General features: G+C 66.4%; 11 protein-coding genes. 3 read left to right on the top strand and 8 right to left on the bottom strand.

Translation table 11 applies throughout. From position 1 onward, the window contains the following. Window positions 1-59: 59 nt before the first annotated feature. The 4 genes from nirB to NFH97_RS03115 form a co-directional block, all read right to left on the bottom strand. Window positions 60-2,627, bottom strand: coding sequence for a nitrite reductase large subunit NirB (nirB, locus tag NFH97_RS03130; protein ID WP_222515461.1), 2,568 nt, complete (start codon window positions 2,625-2,627; stop codon window positions 60-62). Further along, window positions 2,627-3,940 (bottom strand): NAD(P)/FAD-dependent oxidoreductase, encoded by a 1,314-nt coding sequence (locus NFH97_RS03125; protein ID WP_222515460.1) that lies wholly within the window; start codon window positions 3,938-3,940, stop codon window positions 2,627-2,629. Before NFH97_RS03125 ends, nirB begins: the two co-directional genes overlap by 1 nt. Before the next feature lie 300 nt (window positions 3,941-4,240). Continuing rightward, window positions 4,241-5,335, bottom strand: coding sequence for a CmpA/NrtA family ABC transporter substrate-binding protein (locus tag NFH97_RS03120; RefSeq protein WP_349624423.1), 1,095 nt, complete (start codon window positions 5,333-5,335; stop codon window positions 4,241-4,243). Then, window positions 5,332-5,931, bottom strand: a complete 600-nt coding sequence (locus NFH97_RS03115; RefSeq protein WP_045994380.1) for an ANTAR domain-containing response regulator — start codon at window positions 5,929-5,931, stop codon at window positions 5,332-5,334. The genes NFH97_RS03120 and NFH97_RS03115 overlap by 4 nt, the downstream gene beginning before the upstream one ends. Window positions 5,932-6,625: 694 nt before the next feature. Here NFH97_RS03115 and NFH97_RS03110 point away from each other — a divergent pair. Continuing rightward, window positions 6,626-9,442 (top strand): nitrate reductase, encoded by a 2,817-nt coding sequence (locus NFH97_RS03110; protein ID WP_349624422.1) that lies wholly within the window; start codon window positions 6,626-6,628, stop codon window positions 9,440-9,442. Then, window positions 9,405-10,370, top strand: a complete 966-nt coding sequence (gene cobA, locus NFH97_RS03105) for a uroporphyrinogen-III C-methyltransferase (RefSeq protein ID WP_349624421.1) — start codon at window positions 9,405-9,407, stop codon at window positions 10,368-10,370. The genes NFH97_RS03110 and cobA overlap by 38 nt, the downstream gene beginning before the upstream one ends. Before the next feature lie 18 nt (window positions 10,371-10,388). Here cobA and NFH97_RS03100 read toward each other — a convergent pair whose 3' ends face one another. Genes NFH97_RS03100 through NFH97_RS03085 form a run of 4 tightly spaced genes read right to left on the bottom strand, consistent with a single transcriptional unit; the run spans window position 10,389 to window position 15,655 of the window. Next, window positions 10,389-11,705, bottom strand: a complete 1,317-nt coding sequence (locus NFH97_RS03100) for a fimbrial protein (RefSeq protein ID WP_349624420.1) — start codon at window positions 11,703-11,705, stop codon at window positions 10,389-10,391. Next, the gene (locus NFH97_RS03095; RefSeq protein ID WP_349624419.1) at window positions 11,706-14,315 is read right to left on the bottom strand and encodes a fimbria/pilus outer membrane usher protein; all 2,610 of its coding nucleotides are present in this window, start codon (window positions 14,313-14,315) and stop codon (window positions 11,706-11,708) included. Window positions 14,316-14,324: 9 nt separating this feature from the next. Continuing rightward, window positions 14,325-15,116, bottom strand: coding sequence for a fimbrial biogenesis chaperone (locus NFH97_RS03090; RefSeq protein ID WP_052704486.1), 792 nt, complete (start codon window positions 15,114-15,116; stop codon window positions 14,325-14,327). Continuing rightward, entirely contained in the window at window positions 15,113-15,655 is a 543-nt protein-coding gene (locus NFH97_RS03085) for a fimbrial protein (RefSeq protein ID WP_045994382.1), read from the bottom strand. The genes NFH97_RS03090 and NFH97_RS03085 overlap by 4 nt, the downstream gene beginning before the upstream one ends. 351 nt (window positions 15,656-16,006) lie before the next feature. Between NFH97_RS03085 and NFH97_RS03080 the strand changes: the two genes are divergently transcribed. Beyond that, complete coding sequence (locus tag NFH97_RS03080) at window positions 16,007-17,563, top strand: phospholipase D family protein (protein WP_249743055.1); 1,557 nt, start codon at window positions 16,007-16,009, stop codon at window positions 17,561-17,563. The last annotated feature ends 32 nt before the right edge of the window (window positions 17,564-17,595 follow it).

Below are 17,595 nucleotides of genomic sequence, written 5' to 3'. Positions count from 1 at the left end.
TTGTTGGCAGCCCGTCTCGTGACGTGGTGTCGGTCACGAGGGCGGAAACGGTGGTTGGCTCAGGCTGGGCGGAGCTGACCGCGCTCCTCGGTGACGATGATGTCCGGGTCGGGGCGGCTGTCGTTGACGTAGCTGCGAAAGCGCTTGAGCTTGTCCGGATCGGCCAGGGCGCCCGCCCACTCGCACTCGTAGGTATCGATGACGTGCTGCATCTGGCGTTCGAGCTCCTCGCCGATGCCTAGACTGTCGTCGAGCACCACCGCCTTGAGGTAGTCGAGGCCTCCCTCGAGGTTTTCGCGCCACACAGAAGTCCGCTGCAGTCGATCGGCGGTGCGTACGTAGAACATCAACAGACGGTCGATGGCCTGGATCAGGGCCTGGTCATCCAGGTCGGTGGCGAACAGCTCCGCATGACGCGGACGCATGCCGCCGTTGCCGCAGACGTACAGGTTCCAGCCATGCTCGGTGGCGATGACGCCGATGTCCTTGCTCTGGGCCTCGGCGCACTCGCGGGTGCAGCCGGACACCGCAAACTTGAGCTTGTGCGGCGAGCGCAGTCCCTTGTAGCGATGCTCGAGTCGCAGCGCCATGCCGACGCTGTCCTGGACGCCGTAGCGGCACCAGCTGCTGCCGACACAGGATTTCACCGTGCGCAGCGACTTGCCGTAGGCGTGTCCGGTTTCGAAGCCAGCGTCGATCAGTTCCTCCCAGATGGCCGGCAGGTCTTCCAGGCGCGCGCCAAACAGGTCGATGCGCTGGCCACCGGTGATCTTGGTGTAGAGGCCGTACTTCTTGCCCACCTGGCCCAGCACGATCAGCTTGTCCGGGGTGATCTCACCGCCGGCGATACGCGGCACCACGGAAAAGGTGCCGTTCTTCTGCATGTTGGCCATGAAGGTGTCATTGGTATCCTGCAGCGGGATATGCGCCGCGTCGGTGATCGGCTCGTTGAAGCAGGAGGCCAGGATCGAGGCCACCGCCGGCTTGCAGATGTCACAGCCGAGACTCGGGGCCCCATCGTCCAGGATGGTGCCGTGTCGGGTCATCAACTCGCTGAAGGTCTTGATGCCTTCGACCCGGACGATATCGAAGAGCTGCTGGCGGGTGTGGGCAAAGTGCTCGCACAGGGAGGTGTCGACCTCCATGCCGCGGGCCGCCAGTTCATGGTCGAAGACGTTCTTGAGCAGCGCCGCACAGCCGCCGCAGCCGGTACTGGCCTTGGTCGTCCCCTTGACCGCGCCGAGGTCCTCGCAGCCGGCGTCGATGGCGGCGCTGATGGCGCCCTTGGTGACGTTGTGGCACGAGCAGATGATGGCACTGTCCGGCAGGGCGTCCGGGCCCAGCGCCGGCGCCGGTTCGCTGGAGGGCACGATCAACGAGGCGGGGTCCGCCGGCAGATCCAGGCCATTGGCGTAGTACTGCATCAGGCTGTCGTAGGCGGAGTTGTCGCCCACCAGCATGGCGCCGAGCAGCCGTTTGCCGTCACCGGAGACCACCAGCTTGCGATAGACCTGCTGGATCTGGTCGAAGTATCGGTACTGCTTGGCGCCTGGATGGCGGTTGGCGTGGGCGTCGCCGATGGCCCCCACGTCGACCCCCATCAGCTTGAGCTTGGTGCTCATGTCGGCCCCAGTGAAGGTCGAATCGCCACCGCACAGCGTGTCGGCCGCGGCCTTGGCCATCTGATAACCGGGGGCGACCAGGCCGAAGATGCTGTTGTTGTACAGCGCGACCTCGCCCACCGCGAGGATGGCGGGATCGCTGGTCAGGCAGCGGTCATCGATCACCACGCCGCCACGTTCGCCGATCTCGAGCCCGCACTCGCGGGCCAGCTCGTCCCGGGGGCGGATACCGGCGGAGAACACGATCAGATCGGTCTCCAGCACCTTGTCGTCCTGAAATACCATGCGCAGGCGGCTGGCTTCACCGGGGACGATCTCGCGGGTCGCTCTTTCGGTCAGCACCTGGACGCCCAGGCCCTCGATCTTTTCCTTGAGCAGTTCACCGCCTTGCTCGTCCACCTGCATCGGCATCAGACGCGGGGCAAATTCGACCACCGCGGTGTCCAGGTCGAGGCCGCGCAGGGCGTTGGCGGCCTCCAGTCCGAGCAGTCCGCCCCCCACCACCACGCCGGTATTGGCGGTGGTGGCGGCGGCGCGAATGGCGTCGAGATCGTCCAGGGTGCGGTAGACCAGGCAGCCCTCGCGATCATTGCCGGGAATCGGCGGGACGAAGGGGAAGGAGCCGGTGGCCAGCACCAGACGGTCGAAGTCGAGGTAGCCAGCGTCGGTGTGAACGCGCCGTGCATCGCGATCGATGGCGGTGACCGCCTGGTGCAACTTGAGCTCGATGCCGTGCTCGGCGTAGTAGTCGGCGGTGGAGAGCGCCAGGGACTGGGCGTCGCGGCCGCTGAAGTACTCCGACAGGTGCACTCGGTCGTAGGCCAGATGACGTTCCTCGCCGAACACCACGATGCGGTAGCGGCGGTGCTGATCACGTTCGACCAGCTGCTCGACCAGGTGGTGACCGACCATGCCGTTGCCTACCACGACTAGGGTGGGGCGGGTATCCGCGGCGTTGCTGTCGAGAGCATTGTGTGCGGCGAGATTGTGCTTTGTGCTGGACATCAGGCGGCATCCTGTTCGGTGGTCGATGAGTCGGTGTCGGTGGTGGCGTCGTCCGCCAGCAGGGCCTCGGTATCGGCCTGGCCCAGCAGCAGCGAGTGGCGCACTCGGTCCAGTCGCTGGCCTTGCTCGGCGAGCCGGAATAACCAGGGGCCCATGCGGGTATCGCCGTAGAGCACGGCGCCCTCGAGTCGGCCGTCGCGCAGCAGCAGTCGGCGGTATTCCCCCTGGTCGCGGTAGCTGAGGACCTCATGTCCGTCCTCGGCCTCGGTGGGGCCGAAGGCGTACAGCGAGACGCCGGAAACCTTGAGCTTGGTGGCGCAGGCGCGTTCGTGGTAAGGCGCCGAGGGCTCGCCGCACAGGCGACTGGCCAGTACCTCGACCTGATGCCAGATCGGCTCCACCAGACCGTAGGTGGTGTCCTCGAACTGGCAGCATTCGCCGAGGGCAGAAATGTCGGGGTCCGAGGTGGCCAGGGTGTCGTCGACGACGATGGCGCGATCGCAATCGAGCCCCGCATCCCTGCCCAGCTCGGCGTTGGGGGTGATGCCGGCGGCGATCACCACGCAGTTCGCCGGCAGCAGGCGCTCGTCGTCTTCCAGGCGTACGCCGACTACCTGGCCGTGCTCATCGCCGACGATCTCGGCCAGCCGCGCCCCGGTCTTCAGACGGATGCCGCGGCCTTCGATTTCGCTTGCCAGCATGGTGCTGGCGGTGGCGTCCAGCTGCCGGTTCATCAGGCGCGGTGAGCGTTGCAGCACGCATACCTGCATGCCTCTGGCGGCGAGGCCGGCGGCGGCCTCCAGGCCCAGCAGGCCTCCACCGACCACCACCGCCGCGCCGCCAGCCTTTGCTGCTTCGGCCAGGCGCGCCGCATCGTCCAGGTCGCGGAAGCCTGATACGCCCGTCAGCGTGATGCCGGGGATCTGTGGCATGGCGCTGCGCGAACCCAGCGCCAGCACCAGATGGTCGTAGGGGATCACCTCGCCGTCGTCGCACTCGACCAGGCGCCGGGTACGATCGATCCGTTCCACCCGCGCGCCCAGGCGCTGATCGACCGTGACGTCAGGGTCATGCGGCGGTGTCAGCGTCAACCCATCCTGCTCGACATCGCCGGCCAGCCAGCTCGACAGCAGAATGCGGTTGTAGGCCGCGTGCGGTTCGGCGCCGATCACGGTGATGTGTCGTGGGGCACCACTCTGGGCCGCCAGGGTCTCGATCAATCGATGCGCGGCCATGCCGTTGCCGACGATCACCAGGTGGGGAAGACGTGCGTCATCAGACCTCGCCGGCGAAGACGAGCCGGCCTGGGTCATTTCGGAACGGGACCTTGAGTCAGGCAGGCCAGAGGAACGGGGCCTGGAGTCAGAAGGACCAGTGGAATAAGGCATCGCATGGGCTCCAAAAACGCCAAAGACGTCTCTCACACCTCCGGCGTCGGAGGGTGAAGAGACGTCTTTGTCTAGTGTCGGTGCGATCGCCGTTGACCGCCGCCGGCATTCGCCGGCACTTGCTACAGGCTATCCAAGTTTCATGCCTGTTTTACGTTTTGTGCAGGTAAAACAGCCTGTTGGTGCAGGCCATGGTGGCGGGCTGCAGCACCGGTCAGGCAGGGCTCAGGGCGTGTCGGCACCGTACTGGTGCGTGGCGGCGTCGTAATGCACAGCGCTGTAGCACTCCTCCAGGGTGGCGGTGTCGAGCTGTCGCCCGCGAGCCTCGAGCAGCGGCGACAACCGCTGGATCAGCCCCTCGAAGTCGGCCGTCAGGGGGCGCAGTCGCTCACCGATGCAGGGGTAGCCCGGGGCGGCTTCCAGCGGCAGCTCGTCGAGATGGCCTACGGCTTCATCGAGGTAGGGGGGCAGCGCCAGCCAGGCCAGGGTCTGGCGTCTGGCCTCAGGCGCCTTGTCCAGCCACAGGGCGGCGGCCTGGAGGGCGCGCAGCAGCGCGGACAGGGTATTCGGGTAGCGCCGCGCCCAGGAGGCCGTCACCCCCAGCACCTTCTCGGGATGCGCCGGCACCAGTTCCGCACCGCTGGCCACCACTCGACCCACCTGACGATGCTGGGCCAGGCTGCCCCAGGGCTCGCCGACGCAGAAGCCATCGATCTCGCCTTCGCGCAGGGCGTCCACCATGCGCGGGGGCGGCAGCGCGACCAGTTCGACCTCGTTGTCGACGTCGATGTCGCCGCGGGCCAGCCAGTCACGCAGCAACAGGTGCTGGCAGGAGTAGGGGTAGACCATGGCCAGGCGTGGCCGGGTGCCTTCTTTCAGCGAGGCCTTGAAGCGTCGGGCCAGTTCGCTGGCCGCGCCGAAGGCGCCGGGCTCCCCGCTGTCGACCGAAGCGCCGACCGCATCGGCCAGGCGGCGAGACAGCACCAGCGTGTTGCCCTGGCGGCTCAGCACCGCGGCGGCCAGGGTGTCACAAGGCGCGCGGGACAACCCCAGGCTCATGGCCAGCGGCATCGGCGCCAGCATCTGGGCGCCGTCAAGCAGGCCGGCGGCGACCTTGTCGCGCAGGGTGGACCAGGCGTTCTCGCGTGACAGGCTGACCTCGACCCCCTGGGCGGCGAAGAAGCCGCCTTCCCGGGCGATGATCAACAGCGCAGCATCCAGCAGCGGCACGAATCCCAGGGTCAGGCTGGCGAGCTCGGGTGGATGCGGCGCGCCAGTTCTGGACGTGCTGGCCGCGTCAGAAGACAGCGATGGACTCATGATCCCTTCTCCAGTGGCTTGAGGATGTCGATGACGTTCTGGGCGACCTGTGCGATGCGCTGGCCGCGGTCCATGGCCAGCTTGCGCAGCATGCGGTAGGCCTGTTCCTCATCGCAGCTCTGATGCTTCATCAACAGGCCCTTGGCCTGTTCGATGCGCTTGCGGTCGGCGAGCTGGTTGCGTGCCTTGTCGAGGTCGCGGCGCATTCCCTGAAAGGCTTCGAAGCGGGCGATGGCGACATCGATGACCGCCTTGACGCGGTTGGCCGCCAGACCGTCCACCACATAGGCGCTGACGCCGGCCTTCACCGCCGCCTTGAGCGATTCGGGGTCATGCTGGTCGGCGAAGAACACCACCGGTCGAGGGTTTTCCCGCTGCAGCAGCGCCATGCTCTCCAGGGTGTCCCGGTCAGGCGATTCCATGTCGATGATGACCACGTCGGGTTGATGCTGCTGCACCATGTCGTTGAGACTGGCCGGGCTTGACAGTCGGCAGACCACCTGGTGTCCGTCCAGCGCAAGCGCCTCTTCGACCATGGCGGCGCGCACTATCTCGTCGTCGACCAGCAGGACCTTCAAGGTGTCGTGTTCGGGCATGGGCGTGGCTCGATGATGCTGTCGCTCGATAGAGCTCGAGTCGACGTGATGAGGGGTGCACCTTGGGTGCCTCTGCACCTGTCAGCGCAAAAGGCATTCCATTTTCGATCTTGTCGTTTTTTGTCAGGGAGATAACCCCCTGCAAAGCCGCCGCCGTGCCCCAGCAGATTTACCGGGCAGGCGCTCGCGCACCGAAAGGGTGCGTAAACGGTGGCCTCCATCGTTCGTTGTGGTGCGAGCCTGGGATCTGTCAGACGTCTTCTCGCCACCATCGCCTGGGTAAACGTCAGAAAAAAACGTCGTGGCTTCAATTGGCTGGCACCGGCATTCCACACTGCATGGGGCGATTGTGGTGTTCTGGCACAGGGTTTGCTTTGGTTACTGTCAAAGCTAGTGCCGTTGTTGGTGCCATGGGCATCACTAAGCCGAGCCAGGAAGGGTCCCGACGCTGGTGGCGGCGTGGGCCGGTTCGACAACTCGTCCGCAACGGGCGCTAGCACACACGAAATCCAGCGCGGGATTTCATCCGGCAACGACGCCCATCTCCTCGAGCCTCGCTCGACGGGATGGGCGTCGTGCGTTTGGGCCGCAGCAAGGCCCGACCGATCAAGGCCCGGCCGCTAGCGGAGCGATGATCTGCCGATGAGAGACCGCCGATATGCCAGAGCAGCAAGATGGCCGACAGGAGAGCGCGATGACCCGGACGGATAGCGACAGCACGGAGAACGACAGCGGTGCAGGCGGCGAGGCCACAGGCACCACCTGTCCCTACTGCGGGGTCGGCTGCGGCGTCGAGCTTCGTCGCGATGGCGAGTCGGTTACCCTCCAGGGCGATCGGGATCACCCGGCCAACTTCGGGCGCCTGTGCGTCAAGGGTTCGGCCCTGGCGGAGACTCTGGGCGGCCAGGGGCGCTTGACGCGGCCCTGGGTCGACGGTCGCGAAACCGACTGGGACAGCGCGCTGGACGCCGTCGCCGAGCGTCTGGGAGCGATTGCCGAGGGCAGCGGTCCAGATGCCATCGCCGGCTACCTGTCCGGGCAGCTATTGACCGAGGACTACTACGTCGCCAACAAGCTGTTCAAGGGGTTTCTCGGGACACCGCACCTGGATACCAACTCGCGGCTGTGCATGGCGTCAGCGGTGGCGGCCTACAAGCGCACCCTGGGCGCCGACGCCGTCCCCTGCAACTACGAGGACCTGGAAGAGGCCGAACTGGTGGTTCTGGTGGGGTCCAATCTGGCCTGGAACCATCCGGTGCTGTATCAGCGGCTGCGTCTGGCCAAGACCCGCAATCCGCTGATGCGGGTCGTGGTCATCGACCCTCGGGTCACCGACAGCTGCGAGATCGCCGATCTGTACCTGGGGCTGCGTCCCGGCAGCGACGCTTTGCTGTTCAATGGCCTGCTGGCCTGGATGGCCCGTCGCCAACGGCTCGATGAGGTCTATCTGAAGCGCCATGTGGACGGCGCCGAAGAGACAATTGCCGCCGCCCTGGACGAGGCCTCGGACATCGAGGCGGTGGCGGCGGCCTGCGATCTCGACGCCGAGCGCCTCGAGACCTTCTACTACTGGTTTGCCACCCAGCTGCACGTGGTCACGCTTTACTCTCAGGGCGTGAACCAGTCGACCAGCGGAACCGACAAGTGCCAGGCCATCCTCAACTGCCACCTGGCCGGTGGCAAGATTGGCCTGCCCGGCGCCGGCCCCTTTTCCATCACCGGCCAGCCCAACGCCATGGGCGGGCGCGATGTCGGTGGGCTGGCCAACCAGCTGGCCGCCCATATGGACTACCACACCCCGGGCGCCATCGAACGGCTGACGCGCTTCTGGACCGCCGAGGCGCTGGTGCCGACGCTGCCCCGGGAGCCGGGCCACAAGGCGGTCGAGCTGTTTCAGGCCGTCGAGCGCGGCGACATCCAGGCGCTGTGGATCATGGCCACCAACCCTCTGGTGAGCCTGCCGGATGCCGACCGGGTGCGCCGCGCCATCGAGCGCTGTCCGCTGGTGATCGTGTCGGAATGCATGGCCGACACCGACCTGGTGGAACTTGCCGATATCGTGCTGCCGGCCAGCGGCTGGTCGGAAAAGGACGGTACCGTCACCAACTCCGAGCGGCGTATCTCTCGCCAGCGCGGTCTCCTGCCGCCGCCGGGCGAGGCCCGCCACGACTGGTGGATCCTGTGCCGGGTGGCCGAGCGCCTGGGCTTCGGCGAGGCCTTCGCCTACAGCCACCCCGGCGAGATCTTCGACGAGCATGCGCGCTTGTCGGGCCTCGACAACCAGGGACGGCGGGCCTTCGATATTTCCGGGCTGGTGGGGCTGTCCCGGGTCGAGTACGACGATCTGGCTCCGATCCAGTGGCCGGTGACGGCAAGCGCACCACGAGGCACCGCGCGGCTGTTCGAAAACGGTCGCTTCTACACCGATAGCGGCCGGGCACGGTTGTGGCCGGTGAGCGCGCGGGCGCCGCGCCAGGCGCCTGACGCCGACTTTCCGCTGCGGCTGAATTCGGGGCGGGTGCGCGATCAGTGGCACACCATGACCCGTACCGCCAGGGCCAGCCGACTGATGAATCACCGCTCCGAGCCCTTCGTCGAGGTCCATCGGGATGACGCCGAGGCCCTGGGGCTGTGTGACCAGGGGCTCGCCAGGATCCGCTCGCGCAGCGGCGAGATGCGCGCCCGCGTCAGGGTCTCTGCCGCCCAGCGCCGTGGGGAAGTGTTCGTGCCCATCCACTGGACACCGCGCTTCAGTCACTCGCCACTGGCGGGGAGCCTGTTCGCCCCGGAAGTCGATCCGCTTTCTGGCCAGCCGGAGACCAAGCATGGCGCGGTGGCGGTCACGCCGCTGCAGCACGCCTGGGAGGCGACACTGGTGGTTTCCCGGGCACTGGCCCAGCAGGGACCGCCCGAGGGTTCGGGCCTGGCCGCGCGGGTGGTCGAGGGGACGAACTACTGGACGCGGGTCCCGCTAGCCTCGGCAGAGCGTTGGCAACTGGCCGGTGAGCCCGTTGAGCAAGAGGGTGTAGAGAAAGCGGGCGTCGAACGCGACTGGCTCGACTGGGCCGCACGCCAGTTGCCGGGGGAGCTGGGCCCGGTGGCCCAGGACCCGGCCAGCGGTCGCTGGCGCCTGGCGGGGTTCGAGCAAGGACGCCTGTGCTGGTGGCTGATGGTTGGCCCGGTCAGCGAACTGCCGGGGCTTGGCTGGCTGTGCGAGCGCTTCGACGAAGCCGCGCGTGGCGAGGCCATGGGGCAGCAGCATCGGCGGCGAGTGCTGGCGGCCTGTCATGACGGCGCCGCCGACCAGGGGCCGATCGTGTGTAGCTGCCATCAGGTGGGGCGTACCCCGATCCAGCGGGCGATTCGTGCCGGCGACGACAGCGTCGAGGCGCTCGGTGCGCGATTGGCCTGTGGCACCCAGTGCGGCAGTTGTATTCCCGAATTGAAGAGTCTGGTGGAAGAGGAGAAGAGCCGTGGTCGCATCGAGCGCGCACAACCCCAGTCGGCCTAGAGACCGGCTGGGTCACCTTGCTGAAGCGGGGACGAAGCCTTGGCTGGCACGTCGTCTGGGCGGGCTGTCGATGCTGCTGGGGCGACTGGCATGGCAAAGCCAGCATTGGGCCGACCGGCTGGCGTCCCGGTCCGCTGCCAGCGGCGCTGGCCATCGGTCAGGCGGCGCTGTTGGCCGGGTCGCGCTGGTGGGGGCGGGCAGCGGCGCGGGGGAGTTGCTGACGCTCAAGGCGCTGGACCGGATCGAACACGCCGACGCGGTGGTCTACGACCGCCTGGTGGGGCCCGAGGTGCTGGCGATGATTCCGGCCGGCGTCGAGCGCCACTATGTCGGCAAGGCCAGGGGCCACCACAGCGTCGATCAGGCGCAGATCGGCACCCTGCTGGTGGCGCTGGCGCGCCAGGGCAAGGCGGTGGTGCGCCTCAAGGGCGGCGATCCGGGCATCTTTGGACGCCTGGGGGAAGAACTCGACGCCCTCGACGAGGCCGGCATAGCGCGTGAGATCGTGCCCGGCATCTCGGCGGCGGCCAGCGCCTGCGCCGCCATGGGGATTCCGCTGACCGATCGCGGCCACGCCCAGAGCCTTCGCCTGATCACCGCCCAGCAGTGTCGTGAGGGGGGCGAACCGGACTGGGCATCACTGGCCCGACGCGACGAGACCCTGGTGTTCTACATGGGGCTCAACAAGCTCGGCGCGATTACCCGCGGCCTGCGTGGCGCAGGCCTGCCACAGGACTGGCCGGTGATGCTGGTGGCCAACGCCAGTCTTCCCGAGATGGCCTCGTTGGTGGGCACCCTTGGCAATATCGACCAGCGCCTGGCGGAGAGCCCCTTGCCATCCCCCTGCCTGATCATCGTCGGCGGCGTAGTGTCGCGGGTCGCCGGCAGCCGGGCGAGCGTTGCTGAACCGGCTGCCTGCCTGTCGTAGAGCGAAGACGGTGGAAACTCATTTAGGCGACAGCACCAGGGTGGCATGGCCATTGGCGGTACCTGGCGTGACGGTGCCGGTCTTCACGTAGCGGGCCAGAAAGTCGAGCATCAAGATGTTGCCGCCCTGCGCATGAAGGTTGGTGTCGATCCAGCGGTAGGCATCGAAGGCGCTGCCTTCGGGGGTGATCGGCAGTGGCGCCAGGCTACCTGTGTGGATCAGCTGGATACCCACGCCGCTGGCGCTTTGCTCTTCGTTGTCCAAGGCCAGAATGCCCTGATTCCCGCCGGGATCGTAGGCCGCCGCCTTGCCCAGCACGGCCCACTTGATGTCGCCGTCGGTGTGACACCAGGCGGTGACGTGCACCGGGGTGTCGGCGACGCCCGTGGCGGGCTGGCCCAGGGTGGTGAAGCGATGGCTGCCCACCTCTCCCAGTGACACCGAGACATTGTTGATGCCATGGCAGGGATTGATTCTAACCCGTGTACTCTGGGCCAGCTGCAGCCTGACCAGATTGAATAGTTCGTGGTTGGCCCCGGAGGGCGTGCCCTGGCTGTTCAGCAACGAGAACAGGCTGAAGCCGGCGTTGTTGTTGTTCTGAAGCTGTACACCGCTGGTGCCGGGGGAACCGGCCATGCGGTAGAGCGTGACCTTGATCTGGAAGGGAGGAAGCTGGCGCCAGTTGACGGCGTAGTCGCCGATGGGGCAGTTGATTTCTATCAAGGGGGGGTAACCCTCGGCGGCACCCGTCCCCAGCAGGGCGTCGCGGCAGGGGATGCCGTGGATCTCCTCGCCGATCGGCGGAAGGTTCTTGTTGGGGGAAGCGGAGACCCAGGAGAACGCATGGGCGTTGCCGTTGACCAGCAATTCGGTGGTATAGCCGACGCTGCCGCTGCCCCCGCCGCCGTAGGGATTGCGGCTACCGCTGTCCTGCATGATGTAGACGCGCCCGTCGGCGCTGTCCACGCTGATGCCGGGGTCCGGGAAGTAGCCGCTGGACTGGGAGTAGTGCTGCTCGAGCCACCAGTACTTGATCGCGTCGTCCTGATTGTTGCAGGTAGCGACCCAGCCTCCTTTGATCGCATAGAGCTGGCTGCCGGGGATGACCGCCGTGGCGATGGGCGTGCCGACGGCCACGTTTTCGTCGAGCACGATCTCGGCGCCAAAATTTACCGTCAGAGGCTTGTCACTCCATGGTGGGTTGATACGTCCGCAGTTGGCCTCCACCGAGGTCACCGACAGCAGTGCGGCGATCGACAGCAGCAAGCCGAGAAGTCTGACGGCGAAACGCAGCGGAGCGCTCGCGCTGCGGGTCTTCAAGCCGATGGTGCGCATTCACGTTGTCTCCAGCAGGTCTTTCGGTGGTGTCGGCTGGCAGGGGCTGGTGACGATCGGTATCTCGTCGCTGTCCGTCGGAGGCGTCCAGACAGGACGTGCCCAGCAACGTCGTTCGCCCCCCAGCGTCACCTGGAGCGAGGTACCGGGCGTCAGATCGCGCAGCAGCAGCATGCCGCCGGCGCCGACCACCCCCAGCTTGCGTCCGTCGGTGGCGCTGACTTCGGCGCCCAGCGGTACGCCCCGGCCGTTCTGCTCCAGCACGATCACCACCGGCAGCCCGGTTCGAGTGGCGAAGCGCAGTGGCACCACCGCGCCGGCATAGGGCGCGACATCGATCGAAGTCCGCTGAAATTCCACCGAGGTGGCGGCGCCGCGCGGGTCCAGCTGGACCTCGTTGTCGTGGTAGGCCGTCAAATAGGGGACCAATGCCTCGCCGTCATCGTCGAGGGTCAGGTTGGCGGCGTTGGTGACGCGAGCGCCGGCGCCCCCCGGGGCGCTGACCAGGCCTACGGTATCGCCGGTGCTCTGGCCGAAGGTCACGCCGTGGCGGTGTACCAGCACGGCGCCGCTGGCGCCGATGGAAAGTTGCCGGTAGTCGTCGCTTTTCGAGCCTGCCGCGGTGAAGCGGCCGACGGAGGTTCCGCTCGACAGGTTGAGCCCATAGGAGCGGTAGCGCTCCTTCGGGCCGCGGGTCTGATTGGCGAATAGCCCGTAGGACAGCTCGCGTTCGTCGCCCAGGGTGCCGGTGAGGTCGAGGTGGGCATCGTCATGATGGCGGCTGTCACGACTGGCGGAGACACCCAGACGTGGGGCGAAGGACGCGTTGGACAGTGGCAGCGTCAGCGATACCAGCGCCCGGTGCTCGGCCTCTCCTTCGCGGTTGTCGGTGCGCGACAGGTTGAGGGCCAGGCTGACGCGCCCGATGCGGTGACTCAGACTCAGCTGGTAGGACGACTCGGTGCCGCCGCGATGCCAGTAGTCCGCCAGGCTGCCGGTTGCGGAGATGCGTGTACGTGGCCCGAGGGGCTGGCTCAGATTGAGCTGCAGACGACTGCGTTGATCGATGGTCGTGCTGTTGTCTACGTATCCTTCGTCTGCCTGAGTGCCGTCGTCGTCAGCGTCGGCAATCCAGGCGGCGTCGGCCAGCGACACGAACCCCGTGGTCGAGTAGCGATATGCCGCCAGATTGATGTCGGTATCGGTGGATTGCAGGTGGCGGCTGTAGGAGGCCTCGAGACTCCAGCCGTTGCGCCCTCCCTGGGGAAGGTCGGCATGGGCGTACTGGGCATCGACAGCAATGGCCCCCGCGGGGGTATTGAAGGCGGCGCCGATCAGTGGAGACCAATAGTGTTCACTGAGCTGGGCGCCGCCGTAGGCGGTGATGGCGTTGCCGAGCCCCCGTCGATAGCCGGCCTCCAGCAGTGAGGGAGGGTCATCGAGGCCTTTGGCATGGTACTGACCGGCGGCCAGCGAGAGGCGCGATTGCCCCGGTCTCAGCAGGCCCGGGACGGCAGCGTAGGGCACGCTGTAACGCTCGACGCGTCCATCGGCCTCGGTGACTTTCACCTCAAGATCGCCCCCGTAGCCGGTGGGATAGAGGTCGTCGATCTCGAAGGGGCCGGGAGGCACGCTGGTCTCGAGCAGACGCCGTCCCTGCTGGGAGATGGTGACATGCGCCTGGGTTCTGGCGCTGCCGCGGACCACGGGAGCGTAGCCACGTCGACTGTCGGGCAGCATGCGGGTCTCTGTGCGTAGCGTAACCCCGCGCAGCGCCAGCGAATCGAAGAAGTCCCCTCGGGTGTTGATCTCGCCGGCCCGCAGCAGCAAGCCCTGGTCCGGCAGGGGCCGCTGAACGTAGTGATGAAGGCTGTCCCAGTCGACGTCGCCGTCATCGCTGCGGGAAACGTTGAGGCTGCTGCGAAACTGCCACAGGCCAAGGTTGGCGCCGAGCGTCGTGCCGAGAAAGGCACTTTGATAGTGCCCTTCGTCGGTGCTCGAGCGATAACCGTTCACTTGATAGTTGGCCAGCAGGGCGGTGGTGCCGGGCTCCCAGCGCGCGCTGTCGACCTGGCCACGAGGCAGCCGATGAAGCAACGCCTGGGGCACGCTGAGGTGGGCACGCAGGTCACCGATGGCGAGATCCAGGCTGGCGCCGGGCAGGGCGGCGTCCACCCCCAGAAAGCAGTTGGCGTCCAGCCGGCAGCTATGTCGCACTTCCTGTTCGAGGGCCGGCTCAAGGCGTGCGGCCAACCAGGCGTCCAAGGGCAGGGTAAGTCGCTGTGTTCCGTCCGGGATGTCCTCGACACGTAGCGGATAGCGTCCCAGCGGCGTCTGGTTGAGGGTCAGATCGACCAGATAGTCGCCTGGTAGCACGTAGTCCGGTCGGGAGAAGCGACGCATGTCGAGACTGGCGTCTTCGAGGAAGGCTGGGTCGAAGGTCACCTCGTCGGCCTGGACCGGCCGTGGCCCAGTTACCGTCGCCACCACAGCAGCCGCGACCACCAATGCCGCTCGCCACCGGTAGCGCCCGGCGGTGAAGCACCACCGGCAGGGGGGAGGATGTCTGGTAGCGGCCAGCGGCGTCGACTCGGTAGACGGTAGTGCCATGTCGTCGGTTCATTCGGTGTCCGGGATGGCCTCGCGCACCACGACGGCGCCGTAGTCGTTGATCGCCCGGTACCACAGTGATGACCCTGGCGCAGGCCTCGTCTGCAGTGACCAGCTTGCCTCGCTGTGCGGAGCCAGCATGTCGAGGGAAAGATCATCGTGGTCGCTGAACTGCCGCCAGGCACCGCCGATCAACGACACGTGGTAGTTCGAGGGGTTGTCGCACACCAGGCGCAGGTCGGGGCCAGGCGCCAGATGCCACTGAAGATTGGCGATGGCGTCGCCGGGTTCACCGGCGAGGCCCGTCGGACGATAGAACAGTTTCAGGCGTGTCAGGATGCCTAGCTGCAGTCGGTTGGTGGTCCCCTGGGGTAGCGGTGGCACCTCCTTGATGTTGAGCCAGTAGAGCGACTCCTGGTCGGACCTTTCCACGTCGCGAATGCGCAGGATACGCAGGGTCTGACTCTCACCGGGGTCGAGACGGAATACCGATGGCGTCACCAGAAATGGCGACTCGGCGTCCCGCGCCGGGCGCCCTCCGGCGTGGCGGTCGGCCCAGGCCTGGACCAGCACCGGGACACTATCCTGGTTTTCCAGCCGGAGCGTCTGCTCCCGCTGGGCCTCCTGATAGATGACGCGGGTGCCATTGATGGTGATGCTGGCCTCGGCCTTGTGGCCTGGCAACGCCGCGATCATGAGCGCAAGACACAGACTCAGACCCAGGCCGAGGGCGTGTATCACCAGTCGCTGCCACGCCCGCATGGCAAAGGGCGAGGCGCCGGGGCCTTCTATCGCGGTCATTGGTAGACAATCTCGATATTGCCGCTGGCCTTGACGGTGCCGGCGGTTACCGTGGCGGCGGTGGACTGGTACCAGGCGCTCAGGGAAATGACCGTCGTGTCATCGCCTGCCACGATGTCCACCGGCGGGGTGCTGTCGTTGTCGGCCGCCTTGACCCAATCGTCGTTGGCATCGTAGACGGCGATCCCCACGTCCTTGGCGGTGCTGTCGCTGGTGAGCAGGAACAGCCCGGTGACCGGATCCACCTGGGTGTCATCTCCGGTAAAGCGCACCGAGACCTTGTTGCGGCCAGTGGTGCCGGCGGCGCATTTCAGCACGAGCTGGAAGGCCTTCTGGCCAGCTCGGGTGCCGGAGGCACCGAAGGCGCTGGTGGACACCTTGGGTAGCGTCACGGTAGTGGCCGCCGTCGGTATGGTGCAGTTGGCCGCGACGATTTCGCCGGTGAAACTGATGGTACCGTCGGCGGCCTGGGCCGAGGTGCCGGCAAGCAACAGAGCGACAAGGCTCAGCCGGGCGATGGAGAAGTGACGGACGGGCATCGTGGTTTCCTCTTGTTCGGGGCAGTCGGCTTTTCACGGCGGTGGAGAAGGCCTGCGTGAGGGGATCGGGGAAAGGCTATTAGAAAAAGTAAAATTAGATTTGACGTAAATCAGTGCAGCGACGAACGAAGGCTGCGGGTGCCCGTTGTGGACAATACGTCGTTCGGGTGGCAACGGTGGCGGCGTTGGGGGGGCATCGAGAGGGCAATCGAGAGGTTGATCGAGAGGTTGATCGAGAGGTTGATCGAGGGGGCGGTCGAGGGGGCCGGCGATGAGAAAAAGCCTTGCGGTGGTTCTTCTTCAACTTCGCTATGCTGTAACGGCCAACCCAGCGACGAATGGAACTCTCGAATGCCCGTTATCGGAAAACCGCTGATGCTTGCCCTGTGGCTATCGGTGGCCGTGTTGTTAACTGGATGCAGCGGCCTGCCCTCCCTGGAAGGGCGTAGCCAGACACAGCATCTGACGCTGGAGCAGGCCCGCGACACGGCGCTCGGCGAGATGCTGGCACCCTATGTGGATGCCCATCCCGGCAAGAGTGGTATCCATACCCTGCGCAATCCCCACGACGCCTTTGCCGCACGACTGTTGCTGGCGGAAGCGGCAGAGCGGACCCTCGATGTCCAGTATTACATCTGGCACGACGACATCACCGGCTCGATGCTGTATCAGGCCATGCTGGACGCCGCCAATCGTGGCGTGCGCGTCCGCATGCTGCTCGATGACACCAACACTGCAGGGCTCGATGACAAGCTGGCAGCGCTGGATGCTCACCCCAATATCGAGATACGCCTGTTCAATCCCTTCGTGGTGCGCTCACCGCGGTTTATCGGCTACCTGACCGACTTTTCCCGGGCCAATCGGCGCATGCACAACAAGTCACTGACGGTGGACAACCAGGCCACCATCATCGGCGGGCGCAATATCGGCGACGAGTATTTCGGCGCCGGCGACAACGTGATGTTCGCCGATCTCGATGTCGTCGCCGTGGGGCCGGTGGTCGAGCAGGTCTCTGAAGACTTCGATCTGTACTGGGCCAGCCAGTCCTCCTACCCGGCCAGTCGGGTGCTCGACTCGGCGGGGCGCCAGGGGCTGGCACGCTTCGAGCAGGCCTCGGCGGAAATCGTCCGTACCCCTGATTCGCTGGAGTACCGGCAGGCGCTGGACGAAAGCCAGTTCATCGAGTCGATCGAGGACGGTAGCCTTGAGCTGGTCTGGGCCAACACCAGAATGGTCAGCGACGATCCGGCCAAGGGCCTGGGGCTGGCCGCCGATGAAGACCTGCTGACCGGACGCATACGTGGCCTGCTGGGGCCGCCCCGGGACAGCGTGCATCTGGTGTCGCCGTATTTTGTGCCGGTAGAGAAGGGCACTCGCATGTTCGCCGATCTAGAGGCGCGCGGCGTGGAGGTGACCATTCTGACCAACGCACTGGAGGCGACCGATGTGGCCGCGGTGCACGCCGGCTACGCCAAGCGGCGACGCGAGCTGTTGGAGGCTGGCGTCCGGTTGTTCGAGCTCAAGCGGGCGCCAGATGCGCCGGGGCGCAGCGAATCTGCCGGCCCCTTCGGCAGCTCGGGTGCCAGCCTGCACGCCAAGACCTTCGCCGTGGACGGCGATCGGCTGTTCGTCGGCTCGTTCAATTTCGACCCACGCTCGGCGCGACTGAATACCGAACTCGGCTTTATCATCGAGAGTCCGGAGCTCGCTCAGGAAATGCAGCGGGTGTTCAATACCGACGTGCTCGACAACGCCTACGAGGTCAAGCTGGACGAAGACGGCAGCATGATCTGGCTGGAGCGCACGCCGCAAGGGGTAGTGCAGTACGACGGCGAGCCCAACGTGGGCATCTTCCGCCGGGCGGCGGTAACCTTGATCTCGGTGCTGCCGGTGGAGTGGATGCTTTAGCGTCCCGAGCGGCAAGTGCCGAGATGCCAGGA

It is taken from the genome of Halomonas sp. SCS19 (genome assembly GCF_040147015.1).
Taxonomy (GTDB): Bacteria; Pseudomonadota; Gammaproteobacteria; order Pseudomonadales; family Halomonadaceae; genus Halomonas; species Halomonas litopenaei.
This window is presented reverse-complemented; position numbering and strand designations above follow the sequence as displayed.

Bases quoted from the DNA above. Each gene is read 5' to 3' on its own strand.
- nirB (WP_222515461.1), bottom strand. From the start codon at position 2,627: ATGTCCAGCACAAAGCACAATCTCGCCGCACACAATGCTCTCGACAGC.
- NFH97_RS03125 (WP_222515460.1), bottom strand. From the start codon at position 3,940: ATGACCCAGGCCGGCTCGTCTTCGCCGGCGAGGTCTGATGACGCACGT.
- NFH97_RS03120 (WP_349624423.1), bottom strand. From the start codon at position 5,335: ATGAGTCCATCGCTGTCTTCTGACGCGGCCAGCACGTCCAGAACTGGC.
- NFH97_RS03115 (WP_045994380.1), bottom strand. From the start codon at position 5,931: ATGCCCGAACACGACACCTTGAAGGTCCTGCTGGTCGACGACGAGATA.
- NFH97_RS03110 (WP_349624422.1), top strand. From the start codon at position 6,626: ATGACCCGGACGGATAGCGACAGCACGGAGAACGACAGCGGTGCAGGC.
- NFH97_RS03100 (WP_349624420.1), bottom strand. From the start codon at position 11,705: ATGCGCACCATCGGCTTGAAGACCCGCAGCGCGAGCGCTCCGCTGCGT.
- NFH97_RS03095 (WP_349624419.1), bottom strand. From the start codon at position 14,315: ATGGCACTACCGTCTACCGAGTCGACGCCGCTGGCCGCTACCAGACAT.
- NFH97_RS03090 (WP_052704486.1), bottom strand. From the start codon at position 15,116: ATGACCGCGATAGAAGGCCCCGGCGCCTCGCCCTTTGCCATGCGGGCG.
- NFH97_RS03085 (WP_045994382.1), bottom strand. From the start codon at position 15,655: ATGCCCGTCCGTCACTTCTCCATCGCCCGGCTGAGCCTTGTCGCTCTG.
- NFH97_RS03080 (WP_249743055.1), top strand. From the start codon at position 16,007: ATGCCCGTTATCGGAAAACCGCTGATGCTTGCCCTGTGGCTATCGGTG.